This window comes from Richelia sinica FACHB-800 (assembly GCF_014698825.1).
In the GTDB taxonomy this organism is placed as follows: Bacteria; Cyanobacteriota; Cyanobacteriia; order Cyanobacteriales; family Nostocaceae; genus FACHB-800.
In genome coordinates, this window is the sequence record NZ_JACJTT010000007.1 from 73,880 (window position 1) to 88,221 (window position 14,342).

At 39.2% G+C, this 14,342-nt stretch carries 15 protein-coding genes; 4 read left to right on the forward strand and 11 right to left on the reverse strand.

The features are described 5' to 3' along the window. Window positions 1-525 precede the first annotated feature (525 nt). The 3 genes from H6G73_RS08005 to H6G73_RS08015 form a co-directional block, all read right to left on the reverse strand. Window positions 526-2,643, reverse strand: a complete 2,118-nt coding sequence (locus tag H6G73_RS08005) for a serine/threonine-protein kinase (RefSeq protein ID WP_190603065.1) — start codon at window positions 2,641-2,643, stop codon at window positions 526-528. A gap of 74 nt (window positions 2,644-2,717) precedes the next feature. After that, window positions 2,718-3,065 (reverse strand): hypothetical protein, encoded by a 348-nt coding sequence (locus H6G73_RS08010; RefSeq protein WP_206756231.1) that lies wholly within the window; start codon window positions 3,063-3,065, stop codon window positions 2,718-2,720. 66 nt (window positions 3,066-3,131) lie between these two features. Then, complete coding sequence (locus H6G73_RS08015) at window positions 3,132-4,877, reverse strand: serine/threonine-protein kinase (RefSeq protein WP_190603070.1); 1,746 nt, start codon at window positions 4,875-4,877, stop codon at window positions 3,132-3,134. A gap of 156 nt (window positions 4,878-5,033) precedes the next feature. On the opposite strand from H6G73_RS08015, the gene H6G73_RS08020 reads away from it, so the two are divergent. Further along, on the forward strand, window positions 5,034-6,053 hold the full coding sequence (locus H6G73_RS08020; protein ID WP_190603071.1) for a S66 peptidase family protein: 1,020 nt from the start codon (window positions 5,034-5,036) through the stop codon (window positions 6,051-6,053). 30 nt (window positions 6,054-6,083) lie between these two features. Here H6G73_RS08020 and H6G73_RS08025 read toward each other — a convergent pair whose 3' ends face one another. From H6G73_RS08025 to H6G73_RS08035, 3 genes are all read right to left on the reverse strand, one after another. Continuing rightward, a complete protein-coding gene (locus tag H6G73_RS08025) occupies window positions 6,084-6,401 on the reverse strand; it encodes a DMT family transporter (RefSeq protein ID WP_190603075.1) in 318 nt (105 codons plus the stop codon). A gap of 288 nt (window positions 6,402-6,689) precedes the next feature. Then, complete coding sequence (locus tag H6G73_RS08030; protein WP_190603077.1) at window positions 6,690-7,574, reverse strand: UTP--glucose-1-phosphate uridylyltransferase; 885 nt, start codon at window positions 7,572-7,574, stop codon at window positions 6,690-6,692. Next, window positions 7,555-8,610 carry a mevalonate kinase family protein gene (locus H6G73_RS08035; RefSeq protein ID WP_190603078.1) on the reverse strand — a complete coding sequence of 352 codons (1,056 nt, stop codon included), beginning with the start codon at window positions 8,608-8,610 and terminating at the stop codon, window positions 7,555-7,557. The genes H6G73_RS08030 and H6G73_RS08035 overlap by 20 nt, the downstream gene beginning before the upstream one ends. A gap of 714 nt (window positions 8,611-9,324) precedes the next feature. Between H6G73_RS08035 and H6G73_RS08040 the strand changes: the two genes are divergently transcribed. Next, window positions 9,325-9,693 carry a pentapeptide repeat-containing protein gene (locus tag H6G73_RS08040; RefSeq protein ID WP_190603189.1) on the forward strand — a complete coding sequence of 123 codons (369 nt, stop codon included), beginning with the start codon at window positions 9,325-9,327 and terminating at the stop codon, window positions 9,691-9,693. A gap of 27 nt (window positions 9,694-9,720) precedes the next feature. Here H6G73_RS08040 and H6G73_RS08045 read toward each other — a convergent pair whose 3' ends face one another. Next, window positions 9,721-10,572, reverse strand: coding sequence for a metal ABC transporter permease (locus H6G73_RS08045; RefSeq protein WP_190603079.1), 852 nt, complete (start codon window positions 10,570-10,572; stop codon window positions 9,721-9,723). A gap of 61 nt (window positions 10,573-10,633) precedes the next feature. Further along, on the reverse strand, window positions 10,634-11,455 hold the full coding sequence (locus H6G73_RS08050; RefSeq protein ID WP_190603080.1) for a metal ABC transporter ATP-binding protein: 822 nt from the start codon (window positions 11,453-11,455) through the stop codon (window positions 10,634-10,636). Window positions 11,456-11,934: 479 nt separating this feature from the next. On the opposite strand from H6G73_RS08050, the gene rpsU reads away from it, so the two are divergent. Beyond that, on the forward strand, window positions 11,935-12,114 hold the full coding sequence (gene rpsU / locus H6G73_RS08055; protein ID WP_008226419.1) for a 30S ribosomal protein S21: 180 nt from the start codon (window positions 11,935-11,937) through the stop codon (window positions 12,112-12,114). Between the two features lie 120 nt (window positions 12,115-12,234). Here the strand turns inward: rpsU and pth are convergent, their stop codons facing one another. From pth to psbH, 3 genes are all read right to left on the reverse strand, one after another. Beyond that, on the reverse strand, window positions 12,235-12,888 hold the full coding sequence (pth, locus tag H6G73_RS08060) for an aminoacyl-tRNA hydrolase (protein ID WP_190603081.1): 654 nt from the start codon (window positions 12,886-12,888) through the stop codon (window positions 12,235-12,237). A gap of 17 nt (window positions 12,889-12,905) precedes the next feature. Continuing rightward, window positions 12,906-13,178, reverse strand: a complete 273-nt coding sequence (locus H6G73_RS08065) for a TatA/E family twin arginine-targeting protein translocase (RefSeq protein WP_190603082.1) — start codon at window positions 13,176-13,178, stop codon at window positions 12,906-12,908. Window positions 13,179-13,504: 326 nt separating this feature from the next. Further along, window positions 13,505-13,708: a photosystem II reaction center phosphoprotein PsbH gene (gene psbH, locus H6G73_RS08070; RefSeq protein ID WP_190603083.1), complete on the reverse strand. Its 204-nt coding sequence runs from the start codon at window positions 13,706-13,708 to the stop codon at window positions 13,505-13,507. A gap of 435 nt (window positions 13,709-14,143) precedes the next feature. Between psbH and psbN the strand changes: the two genes are divergently transcribed. After that, window positions 14,144-14,281: a photosystem II reaction center protein PsbN gene (psbN, locus tag H6G73_RS08075; RefSeq protein WP_190603085.1), complete on the forward strand. Its 138-nt coding sequence runs from the start codon at window positions 14,144-14,146 to the stop codon at window positions 14,279-14,281. Window positions 14,282-14,342 lie beyond the last annotated feature (61 nt).

Below are 14,342 nucleotides of genomic sequence, written 5' to 3' on the forward strand. Positions count from 1 at the left end.
CTTGGACATTAAAAAACTGGAATATACAGTCAAGATTCATACCAATTTAAAAAATGATTGTTACAGATGTAGGTTGGGTTGAGGTACGTATCCCTGCGGGACACTGCGTGAACACGCAGTGTGCCGTTCGCGGTAGCGTTGCGTAGCAAAGGCATAACCCAACACTCTAAAACCTTGTAAACGTTGGGTTTCACTTTGTTCAACCCAACCTACGCATCTGTCGCATTCTTTTATGGAATTGGTAAAAGTAAGGTGTGCTCAGGTTATATAGATTTTGAACTTTAAAAAAGTGATAATTGGTCTGAATTAGCCTGATTGTGCGATGCTTTAGGCGTGGCAATAACACACCCTACCATTTTGATAAATTATCTATAGGAATATTTTGGAATTGAGAATTTTGATCATCAAATTAGAGTGGACATCTTGAAAGAATACAACGAAGGACTTTTACAAGAGGTCTAGTCAGCATTTATCAGTTCTTGTCATCATTTTCAAACTAGTATATTAGCCGCAATATTTTATTTTTTATGGAGTATCTTGAGGAGTTGGTGTAGGTTCTTCTGTGGGTGCTTCTGTAGGTTCTTCTGTCGGAGTTTCTGTAGGTTCCGGTTCTGGGGGATTTTCTGCGGTTACAGTCAGTTGATAATCTACTGCTTGGGAAGCATTGGAAACAATGACAAATTCATAAAATCCGCTTTCTGGCAAGGTTGTAGATAAATTACGCTGTTTGGAATCTTGCAATAGCGTCACTTTACCAGAGGGAGAATAAATTGATAGCAAAACTTGGGAATTGGCCTCTAGTTCCATTTCCATATTTTGCTCTTTTGCTAGTTCAGCAATGAAGACCTTTCCTCCTCCGGGGGAAAGAGTCCCACTCACAGTTTTACTAGTAGCACCAGTGTCAAAAACTATTTTTGCCAAGGCGCTACCTTCCACAATGGCATTGAATTTATCATTAACTATGGCATACCAGACCTGTCCCACTGGTTCATCGATAAAATCTTGACTTCTTTGTTCAGGGAAAATACGTAAGAAAGCAGCATCCCCCAAATCATATAAAGAACGACTACCAACATTAACTTGGTTAATGGCCACTTTCCAGCGATCGCGTTCTGCGGAGGTGTAAGTACCCAATAATCGCCGTGATTTAGAACTAATAGACTCCAGCTTGTTCAATAATTTTGCCGCTGTTTGATCCCATTTTTCCCTTGCACTTTCATCGTCTGGACTGTCGGTGAGTGTACGTCCTTTGAGGTTGGGGTTTTCTTGCCAAAAAATTTGATTGACTAAACCAATATAAAAGTTATAATCTATACCTAATTGTTGACGGCGATCGCTCAATTTTTGTTTGCGTCGTCTTTCTTCTGGGGAATAATTAGCTAAGGGATCTTGAGTTTGAGTTTGGCTAGGAGTGGAACTAGCTGTCACATCAGGGTTACTACCATTTATCTTTTTGCCGTTATTAATGCCCCACCAAGTCACACCAACAATTCCCGCTACCACCAAAGTTGTGAAGAAAGTTAGGGTTGGTGTCCAGCGACTGGGAGGTGAAGAGGAAGAAGCTGGAAGTGAGGGAGAAATAGGGGGAGAAACTGCCACTGTCCCAGAGGTGGGAACTTGACTGGGTGGGAGAGTTTGAGTTTGCTGATAGCTGATAGGTGGCTGAGTTTCAGGATAATTGACTGGTTGGGGATTCAGGGCTAACAATACTTGACGGGCTGATTGATAGCGATCGCTTGATGCCGTAGATAACATTTTATCTAATACCTGGCCCAATGCAGAACTAACAGTGATTTCCCTGCGCCAATGCCAAGTTAAATTATAGGTATCCAGTAATTCCTGTGGTTGTTTCCCAGTCAGTAACACTAACACCGTGACCGCTAAGGCATATAAATCACTGTGGGGATAAACAATACCAGTTTGCATCTGTTCTGGTGGTGCAAACCCGATTTTTCCCAATAATGTGGCTGCTGGGGGAGAAGTAACTGATCCTGATTGATAATATTGAGAAGCCACCGTTGCTGCAACTTGTTTCACACCACCAAAATCAATTAATACTGGTAACTGGTCAGCAGTCCGCAGCATTAAATTATCTGGGGAAATATCACGATGAATTACACCTAAAGAGTGGATATATTCTAGTACAGGTAAAATTTGCTGTAATAGCTGACGCACTTCTAACTCTGTAAATGTTAAACCCTGTTGTTTGCGGCTATTTAATAAAGAATTATAAGTTTGACCTTCTATATAATCTTGAACTAAAAATAAATATTCCTTGCCTTGCAAATTCACCCTCAGCATTTCTCGAAACCGGGGAATTTGGGGATGTTGCAATCGATAAAGAACACTAGCTTCCCGCTGGAACAATTCCTCTGCTTTCTGTACCACATAGGGAGTTTGGACTTGGGGAGAAAATTCTTTTAAAACGCAAGGTTCCCGAAAGCGGTTGGTATCTTCTGCTAAATAAGTCCTCCCAAACCCCCCTTGTCCCAGTTGACGGACAATCACATAGCGATCGCTTAAACTTTGTCCTGGTTGGATACCATAGTTGATAGGTGTTGCCACTATTTTCTCACCACACTGAAGACAAAAGCGACTACCTGGGGGATTTTGGTGTCCCTGTGAACAATAAAGATTGGTCATTAGTTCCGTTGTCAGTTGTTAGCTGTCAGATTTTATTCTCACCCTAGCACTGGTCATCTGTCACCTGTGCAATTTCATGAATCGTGCTTTGATGGTAGATTTCGCCAATAATCCCCAAAACAAGCTATCAGCGTAATCACGCAACTGGCTTTCCATAAAAATAACCACCAAGGCTTCCACCATCCCCCAGTTTGCACTTCCACCACATCAGATAATCCAAATAGGAAAAAAACCAAAGCTGTAAACTGATTTTTACGTTGAGCAATTACAGATGGGCGCTTGTAACTATAAACTAGAAATGCGATCGCAAATAAAGTCCATAATACTGCTTCAATATAATTGCCTTGGCGATAAAGAGTTTCTAATAACTGTGCATTCTCAATTGCACCAGATTGCTTTAACCACACAGCAAAAGCCAACATGGATAAAAACAATAGCGTTAACCTGATTATCGCCCCGATAGTTACCCGCAAGTTAATATTCTCCTGTTACTGTGCTTGACTAGCTGTATCAGCAGCCATGGCATACCAAATTTGCAAGAAAGTCTCCTGATTTAGTTGACCACGTTGTTGGTCAGGAAACAACGGTTCAAATTTGGCATAGACATCTGCTTTGAACTCATCCATTGATTGATATTTACCTAGTCTTCCTGACTGGGCTAATTGTCTCCAACGTTGATAGTCCGTTTGAGAATAACTACCTAATTTGCGGCGGGCTGATGTACTTAATTGAGCTTGTTCTATTTTATTCAATAAATCATCAGCAATGCTATTCCATTCCTCCCGCAAGGCTGCATCTTCAGGATTACTAGTTAAACTGCGTCCTTGCAAATTTGGTCTTTGTGTATAAAATCTTTCATTCACAGTTTTTGTGAAAAATCCTGAAGAGATATTTAACTGTTGCAAACGAGCAAAAACTTGTTGAATCTCCCGCTTGCTAGTTTTGTTATTTTTTGGGTTTCCACTGGGACTATCAATCGTAGGAATTTTGGGCAATTCCAGTGAAGGAACAGTAATCGATGACACAGCTTTAACCGCATAACTACCAGTAGCCCAAACACCTGCACATGTTAAAACGATCGCACTTGTGCCGAGAAAACTGACTGCAAAAGGACGCAACCATTCTGGCATGGGTATTTGCTGCACTACCATTTGGGTTCTCGTATGAAAACGGCTGCTAATAGCCTTGACCCCTTTTATACCAGGTGCCACAACATTAGTTCTCATCCGAGTAATATAAGGATTTTGGTGATGCACAGGAGGTGGCATAGTTTTGACAGGTGTCACTGTATTTGCGTTTGCCACTGTCATGGCAGTGGGTGTAGGTAAATCTTTTAGTACCTGTTCAGCCTTTTGATAGCGATCGCTTGGTTTATATGCCACCATCTTTTTTAAGACAGTTGCTAACTTGGGACTCACCTGAATTTCTTTATCCCAATACCACACACCGTTATAACTATCATATAAAGACTGGGGTTCCTTCCCAGTCACTAATACCAAAGCCGTTACCGCTAAAGAATATAAGTCACTATTTTTAAATACCTTTCCCTGTCTTAATTGTTCCTCTGGTGCATACCCTTTTTTCCCCAGCAACGTCGCATTTCCTACTAACTGCGTAAACCAAAAACCTTGAGAAGCCGGTAACTGTTTTACACCACCAAAATCAATCAACACGGGTAAATTATCCCCACGTCTCAAAATCAAATTATCGGGAGAGATATCACGGTGAACTATATCCAATGAATGAATATAAGACAAGACAGGTAATATATTATGCAGAAGATTGATTACTTCCTCCTCACTGAAAGTCTTTCCCTGACTCAACCGCTGATTTAAAATGTCGTAATAATTATCACCTTCCACATAATCCTGTACCAAAAAGAAAAAATCCTTTGTCCCGATTTTGGCTTGTAGCGAAGTATGAAACTGGGGAACTTGGGAATGCCTAATTTTCCTCAACACACTTGCTTCCCGGTCAAAAAGTTCCTTAGCTTTTTGTAACTCTTGGGGTGTTTCCACTTGGGGTGCAAACTCCTTCAGCACACATTCCTGCTGGGAGTTTTGTTTATCCACAGCTAAATAACTCCGACCAAAACCCCCTTGTCCCAATATCCGCACCACTTCATAACGATGATCAATAATTTGACCAACAGATAAAGGTAAGGGTTCACCGCAGTGAGTACAAAACCGATTATTATGATTATTAACGTGCTTCTTGCTGCAATATACCTGCATGGTAGTGAAAGAGAAAAGTAGGTGAGATGCAAATTTTTGATTATATCCTGGGATTAATTTTCCCTATCTAGTTTTATCAATTGCTACAACAACAGCAAGTCTGTTTACGAATATTTTTATAGATAAAATTTTTTCAATGGCAATCATCAATTATCAATGATCATTAACCGTCGTCAATTTATCACCAGTGTAGGACTAACTACCCTAGCAACTCAAATACCCTGGTTAACAGCCCAAAGTCAAACTTTAGCCACTACCATCATTAAACCACCAAGGCTGCAAGTGGGTGATACTATCGGCCTGATTTCTCCAGGTGGTATGGTTGAAGTAAAAGATGTTGAAAAAGCAAAACAAGCTTTGATGAATTTAGGATTAAACATCAAAACAGGTGTACATATTTTAGATCGTTACGGTTATTTAGCTGGAACCGATGCCCATCGTGCCCAAGATATTAATACCATGTTTGCAGATCCCTCTGTAAAAGCAATTATTGCTATGCGCGGTGGGTGGGGTTGCAATCGCATTTTACCTCTACTTAATTATCCTCTGATGCGCGCCCATCCGAAAATAATTCTCGGTTACAGTGATATCACATCTTTATTATTAGCGATTTATCATCGTTGTCGATTGATAACTTTTCACGGGCCAGTTGCCACGTCCACATGGAATCAATTTACCATTAGCAATTTGCAGAAAATATTATTTAATGCAGAAGCTGTAACTCTAGAAAATAATGACGGAAAAGAAGGCAAATTATCAATAATTAATTTGGGAACAGCCAAAGGTAAATTGATGGGTGGTAACTTATCTGTTTTAACCGCTATGTTGGGTTCATCTTATTTACCAACATGGAAAAATACTATTTTATTTGTTGAAGATATTGGTGAAGATATTTATCGTATTGATAGAATGCTAACCCAGTTAAAAAATGCTGGTATTCTTAATCAAATTAATGGCTTTATTTTTGGGCAATGTACTAACTGCCAACTAGGAGAAGAACCATCTCTAACTTTACAGCAAGTATTACAAGACCATATTCGACCTTTAAAAATTCCTGCTTGGTACGGTTCCATGATTGGTCATATTCAAGATAAATTTACCTTACCCATCGGATTAGAGGTGGAAATTGATGCAGCTACAGGCACAATTAAATTATTAGATTCACCTGTCAGTTGATATGTTTAATTTTTTAGGTTTCTGCATTGATTATGATTTCACGAAACTCAAGCCAATTACTCCTGCTAAAATTAACCCCATAAATAAAGTTTTCGCTACACTAAAGCTTTCCTTAAACAAAATAGAACCTAATACAGATGTGCCCACGATTCCCACACCTGACCAAACAGCGTATCCAATACTAACTTCTATTGTTTTCAAAGATAACCCAAAGAAGCTAAATGCTAGAGGATAGCCAACTACTGTGCCGATTAGATAAATTGGATGAGAAAAGCCATTAGCTAACTTTAAAGAAACTGTACCAAAAATTTCGCAAGCAATTGCCAAAAATAGAAAAAGCCAAGCCATTTCTGTAATTCCTAATCCATTATTGATTATTTACAGTGCTTGACAGGGGTTTCCGCAAATTCTCCCATCAATTGGGAAAATATATTGAAAGCAAGAGGATTTTTAAAAATAGATAAATTTTATTTATTATCAACATACATCTGGTGAAATGATTGTAGAAATGTGCAGACGGAACGTTTCTACAAGTTTTTCTAACCATGCACATGAATTACCACCAACTGTCAATTCACCCAACAAAGAAGAAAGTATGAATTGTGTTTGAGAAAAATTATCTGTATACCACCATATTTATCGTCTAAAATCAATCATAGTCTGAAGATAAGCATCCGGTAGACCAGTATCAAAACATTTACCTTGCACAACATATCCTGTCATACCTTCAGCTTGCCGTAATTGTTCTAAAGCAGAAGTTAACTGAAACTCTCCCTGAACTCTGATATTTTGTTGAATGTTCAACTCTAACCAATCAAAAATCCTCGGTGTCAGCACATATAACCCAAATACACATAAAAATTCATCTGTTGGCATTCCTTCAACCTGTAAATGCTGTCGCGCATACTCAAGAGATGGTTTTTCATATATTTCTGTTAAAGATAACCAAGATTTTTGATTTTGCCACACCCCTGCTACACATCCAGCTTTATGAATTAATGCTGCTGACATCCTCGTGATACCAATAACGCTATGATTAACTTGTGCATAGATATCGATAATTTGTTGAGCACAAGATATATTTATATCTGATTGATAAACATGGTCGCCTAATAATAGTAAAAATGGCTCATTGTTAACCCAATCTTTCGCACAGAACACAGCATGTCCATAACCTTCCTGTTCTGTTTGAGATAAAATTGTAATTTTATTACCTATTGATTGTAAATATTCGCTATATTCTTTATTTGCTGAAGAAAGTTTACACAACAGTTCTGGTTTAGGTGGACTTTTAAATAGATAGGAAAATAATGGTATATCTTCTGGTTGCACTACTATGGCAACTTCGGAAATACCTGCACTGATCGCCTCTTCCACTATCGCTAAAATAATTGGTTTAGCACGACCATCTTGATCAATAATAGGAAATAATTCTTTTTTCACTACCTTAGTAGCTGGAAACAATCTGGTGCCAAAACCAGCCGCAGGAATTATTGCTTTTTTAACTTGATGGTTGGGCATAAATAGTCAATTTTAAACATTGCATTGCTTGAAAATCTCTATTAATAATATCTATTAATTTTTGTTGACTTGCTGCATCTTTAACAATAAATTGTGCTGTACCATCACCTTGAGAACCTACTCCTTTACCACCAAATATATAAGGTTGAATTGGTGGATAATTTAAGAGTTTGTGTAGGATGGGTGCAGTTAATTCTGTGGGACAGGCAGGAATAAGATAACGATCAAAATACTCTTGAAATTGCTTCATCAATATACCAATTTTTTCTGCATCTCCTGCTTGAATTGCTTCTACCGCCCCTTGGGTAATTTGATAGCTAATTGCACCGAGAAATTCCTGGACTTGCGTTTCTATATCATTCCTAGCAAAAGGATAACATTGATGCAGTTGAGCAAGAATTTGCTGTGTATTCTTGCTAGCACCTAAATCAACAATAACAAAAAATAAATTTTTCGCCGCAGCTAATTCAATTACCTCTGTACGATCGCCATCAAATACCATGGCAATGGGCTGATTCCCATAAGCACAACCTTGATCCATTCTCCCACAACTAGAAGGTGTAGTAATTTCTCCCTGGTAGGCAAATTCCATTTCTTCACGATGGCTCATTTTTAAATCGTATACCTGATTAAAGGCCCTCGCTACTAATACACAGACAGTCGCACTTGATGAAAGTCCTTTTTTGATAGGTAAATCTGTACAGTAGTTATCTATTTCTAATCCACCTACCTGGTAATGATTCAAAATTTGATAAGCTACACCCGCAGCATAACTAAAAAAACCCCCGGCTTTGGCTACCTCCAGTAGCGTCTGCTTCTCCATATTTAAAGCCAAGGTTTTAACATGACCATCATTCAGGGACATCTTGAGTAGCAAATGACTGGGATGGGATTTCACATTGGCGTATAGTCCTTGATTAGTTCCTACTAATAAGGTGTAGCCCTTTTTTAGTTCGGGGTTGTGGCAACGATAACTTCCTGCCCAATCACTATGTTCTCCAAATAGACATAAGCGTCCCGGTACGAAAATTTCCATAGATTGTGGAAGTAAAAAATACATTCACTCATGATGCCAGGTGCAATGAAGAGTTTTCAAGATGGTCTCAATAGCAAATGACAAGAGGGTTTGCAGCTGATGGGGACAAAAACAATGGCGATCACAAATCAGAGGTTGAGTTGACGATAACCATGAGATTATGACCTGATTTTTACGGCAATCAGATAATTTTTATACTATATCTTTACATTTGTTACTTGGGCAAATAGTTTGTTTTAATACTGAGCGATGTGAGTCCTTGATCACTCATGTCAGTTAATAAACTGTCACTCTCCACCCTGACTATTTGTACCCAAAAGAGGTATGCTTTATCTGTGCAAGGAGTGATACCATTTCACGAGCTAGTTGGCGCATTTAACTTCGCAGTGCATTTGAACACAGCAATTTTGCGAGTTATTAATGTTTCATTCTACGATGAAAAGGTATACAAATATACGAAAAAGCACTTGAGAATTATCAAAAACTCAAGTGTTTTTTCGTGTATAAAATAAAAATCACAGATAATTTAACTAGCTAAAAGCCCTTACCACTGGTAGGTAAAAATTCTCCATTGTTAAAAAGTGCGATCGCTTTGGAATTTATTAATGATATTTATCTGATTTGGTGATTATCGTGGAAATAGGACTTAGCTACTCTTGCCGCTAAATTATCCAGCCAAGTAAATTTTTGGTAGTAACAGCAGGTTATCGACACATGGATGTTGAGGAACTGAAACGGCGCTATGCTGCCGGAGAAAGATATTTTCCGTCTTCTAAGTTAATTAATGCCAAGCTAATTGCTGCTTACTTACCGGGAGTCAACTTATGGGGTGCTGATTTGACTAACGCTAACCTCGCTAAAGCTAAACTCTGGGGTGCAGACTTAAGCAGTACAAATCTAGCTAATGCCAACTTAACTAGGGCAAACCTCTGTGGTGTGAATTTAAGTCAAGCAAATCTTCGTGGTGCCAAACTTCACTACACCAAACTCTATGGCGCAAATTTAAAAGGTGCTTACTACGATGAAAGTACACGATTTTCTCAAGGTTTTGACCCTATTAGTCATCAAATGAAAAAGTTGTGATGCCTCAAAATCATGACAGAGGAAAATTTACGCCTTTTTCTGATTGGCATTAGGAATAAGTACCCCATGCCTGGGACTAAAGAGTAACGCCAATACAAATAAACCCGAAACCACTAAGACGATAGCTGGCCCAGAAGGTAAATTATAAAAATAACTAAGATACATGCCACTAATACTAGAAATGACACCAATCACCGCCCCTAAAATCATCACTTCATGTAGACGTTTGACTAATAAATAAGCTGTTGCACCAGGGGTAATTAAAAGTGACAAAACTAAAATTACACCTACAGCTTTCATACTGGCCACAATAGTTAAAGCAATCAACACCATCAAGCCAAAGTTGAGGCGATTGACTGGTAAACCTGCTGCTTGTGCGCCTAAGGGGTCGAAGGTATAAAATAAAAGTTCTTTGTACAAGAGAACAATGACAATTAACACAATTGCGGCAATCACAGCGGTGTCTCTCACTTCGTCACCAGTGACACCCAGGATGTTGCCAAACAGAAAGTGATTGAGGTCGATTTTATTATCTTTTTGAATAATGGTAATGAGGGTAACACCCAGGGCAAAGAAGGCAGAAAACACTATTCCCATGGCTGCATCTTCTTTGATAGGCGATCGCGTGCGGATAAAAGCTATTGCCATTGTACTTAATACACCAGCAATAAATGCACCTACAAAAATATTGCCACCCACCATAAAAGAAATGGCTAGTCCAGGTAAGACCGAATGACTGATAGCATCACCTAGTAATGCTAGGCGTTGTACCATTAAATAACTGCCCACTACAGCACACAATAAACCCACTAAAATAGCAATGACTAAAGAACGTTGCATAAAGCTATATTGCAACGGTTCAATTAATGCTTGAAGCATAAACAATAGATGCTAGAGACAAACAGCAAAGGTAAAAATTAAGATTTCCGCCAGCAATTTTTTAAGCCGCAAAATATATCACATTACCACCATAAGCACGATGGAGATTATGTTCTGTCAACACTTCTGGGCGTGAACCTGTGGCAATCAGTTCGCAATTGAGTAAGATTAAATCATCAAAATGGGTGATAGATTTACCCAAGTCATGATTCACGACTAAAATAATTTTGTTTTCTGCTGCTAGTTCGTGAAATACTTCAAAAATAATTGATTGGGTTTTTTGATCAATACCTACAAAAGGTTCATCAAAACAGAAAATTTCTGCTTGTTGAGTTAAGGCCCTGGCTAAAAATACCCGTTGTTGTTGTCCACCGGATAATTCACCAATAGGACGATTTTTCAAATCTCCCATTCCCACCCGTTCTAAAGCAGCTTTTGCTACTTGACAACTGACATTAGAAAAATTACGCAACCAACCTGTTTTTTTCACCCTTCCCATCATCACCACGTCCCAAACTGTGGCTGGATAAGACCAGTCAATTTGGCTACGTTGGGGGACATAGGCAACCTTTTCTAGCTGTTGCATCACAGGCTGATTGTTGTAGGCTACAGCACCACTGCTTAATGGTACTAATCCCAAAATTGCTTTCATCAGGGTACTTTTGCCAGCACCATTAGGGCCAAAAATTCCTGTGATTCTGCCTGGACGAATTATACAGTTAATATCCTGCAAGGCCACCTGTGTACGGTAGTGTACGCCTAATCCTGAAACTTTAATAACTTCGGGTGAGTACATCTCCATTGCTTTAATCACTGGTGCAGGCTTCTCTGGTGCTAGTTTCTGAAATATACTTAATTTCCGGTAAAAAGAGACGCTGGTCATGGGGGTATTTAAATATTCATTTCTTGAGCTTACTATAAAAATGAGAGAAATATGAAAAAAATCTCTAGTTAGAGGTATATCTCTAGTTGGATAACAATGGGGTAACCATACCAAGGATGGTATGGAACTAGGAGAGGGAAAAAATCTCCGTGAAAATATTGATAAGAATTAGCTAAAAATCCCCAGTTCACTATTAATCAAGCAGATAACAATGAAGCACCAATGACAATAAATGATTTGGGGCTAGAATTCAGTTCAAATCTTTAATTGGGATGAATATCAGGTGTAAGCTAAGTTGGGCTGAAATGACTAGTACCTGTACCAGAGGTGCTACCCTATTTATTTGGGCTTGCATACAGCCAAACTGGACTAATTCACGAATTTGATTAATATAATCAATCTTCTAGACTGACAGGTTTGGCTAACTTTGCGGCTAATATTACAATGGAATTTATCGACAAATTGAGGACAGATTAAGAATGACCCAAGTGGTTCTAGGAGAAAACGAAGGCATTGATTCAGCCCTGCGTCGCTTTAAACGCCAAGTTTCCAAAGCTGGTATATTGGCTGACGTTAAGTATCATCGGCACTTTGAAACCCCATTGGAAAAGCGCAAACGCAAAGCAGTGGCAGCTAGACGCAAACGCCGTTTTAAATAAAGCTATGAGGTTTGGTACTGGTGTTGTTTGAAGATATCAAAGACAACAAGTAACCGCGCTTTACCATTCTGAATCAAAATTCAAAATGTGCCGCACCCCTTTCGGGGTGTAGGCTAATTCTTAATATCTACCTTCAGCCTCATTCGCCTCGAAAGTTGTGCTATTACAGCGATTCATCGCTTTTTCTACCCCTTGTTTGAGGCTGAGTTCTAGACAATCAACTACAAAGTCCAGTACCAGAGACATGACTTTATTTTCAGCAGCAGAAAAGCGCCCCAAGACATAGGAGACCGTTTCCGAATTATCTCCATTTGCTGCACCTTTGGGTTTTCCGATGCCTATGCGTAACCTGGGGAAATTTTGACTACTCAAATGAGCGATCGCACTTTTCATACCGTTATGTCCACCAGCAGAACCAGATAAGCGTAGACGAGTTTTGCCCAAGGGTAAATCCATATCGTCATAGATAATCAGCACTGACTCAGGCGGGAGTTTATACCAACTCGTAACCGCCTGAATTGCTTGTCCAGACCGATTCATATAAGTTAAGGGCTTGAGTAAACGCACTTTCAAACCACCAGGGGCTATACCTTCACCAAACTCCCCTTGAAACTTACGATTTTCTGCTAGAGGAATTTGCCAAACACGGGAAAGAGTATCTATTGCACCAAAGCCAATATTATGGCGCGTTTGGTCATACTTAGGTTCTGGGTTCCCCAACCCGACAATTAGCTGGGGAATGACCAAGGCGTTGGCTTTATCAGATTCAGTCATCTTACTCACAGTCGTTCTTAGCTGGTAGGTGAGGAACCAGCATTTTCTGGCTGTGATTTGGTGGCTTCGATTTGCTTAGGTTCCAATTCCGCAGTAGTTTTCACAGTTTGTTCTAATGATTCTGCTTCCTTTTTAAATTCGTTTTGAAATTCATTGGAAGCTTCTTGAAAACTGCGAATAGTTTTCCCCAAACTCCGGCCAATCTCTGGTAACTTCTTGGGCCCAAAGATTAACAGTGCAACCACCATAATTACAGCCATTTCTGGCAACCCGATTCCGAATATATTCATTTTTCACCACCAGAAAAACTGAGATTACACATTTTAGTTTAATCAATCATGGCTCTCATACATAGCTGTAGACAAGGAAGTTAGGAGATTAACTAAAACTACAACCCAGACATCCAAAGACTTGTAGCACTATCACCTATCACCTGTCACCTATCACTATCACCTATCACCTGTCACCTGTCACCTGTCACCTATCACCTGTCACCTGTCACCTGTCACCTGCTATAACAAAGGGCGCAGCATAGCCACGCCCTCATTCATCAATACGCCAGTTTTCACCGACTTTGTGCTAACTTTGCCATTTATGCTAGTTGGCTGGATGTCTATTAGCCACCTAAAGTACGCCAATCAACAAGTACATCCTGAATCAACAGAGACTTGTTGTAAACTTGCAGAATAATTAGCAGAAACACAAAAAATAGCAGCATAAAAACACCCATTACAGGTGTAGTTCCCCAACCTGGAGCTACTTTACCATACTCAGCGTTGAGGGGTCTGAGAATATCTCCCAACCTAGTCCGTTGTGCCATAGTTCACCTAAGATGAATTGCCAAAACTTTTTTTAATCTTCTTTTAGACATTCCCATCCTTAAAAAGGTGAGATTCCTGGTTTAAACCTGCTTTCGCCAAATAAATAGGCTATAAAGCGTATTGTTTAAATTTATCCATAGCGATGTTACGGATAATCAACCAAGCATTCACCCGATAAAGGGTACGTTTCCGTGTGTCTCACGGTACGCGGATTACTCCAAAGGCTTTTCTTAAATTATCGCAGTTTGTGATATTTGTTTAGCTTTATTGATGGAGCTTTTCAATTTATTACCTGGTCAGGTCTGTTAAATACTGGTTTTCCAGATGGTTAGGTGTATAGAGTCTACTAAAACTGGTCAATGAGTTTTTTGCTCATTTACTTTAAATTTTGTAATATTCTATTAACATAGCTTACATAATATAACCCTAAATTTATGGATTTAGACCCTGGTATAGTTCTTGGCGTTTCTCTGTCGGCAATTTTGATTGCTATTACTGGTATGGCAATTTACACTTCTTTTGGGCCACCCAGTAAGGAGTTAGCTGACCCTTTTGAAGACCACGAAGATTAATAAGGTAATAAATTTAACTTAGTGGTGGGTAATACCCACCCTATTTGAGCAGATAGAAGGA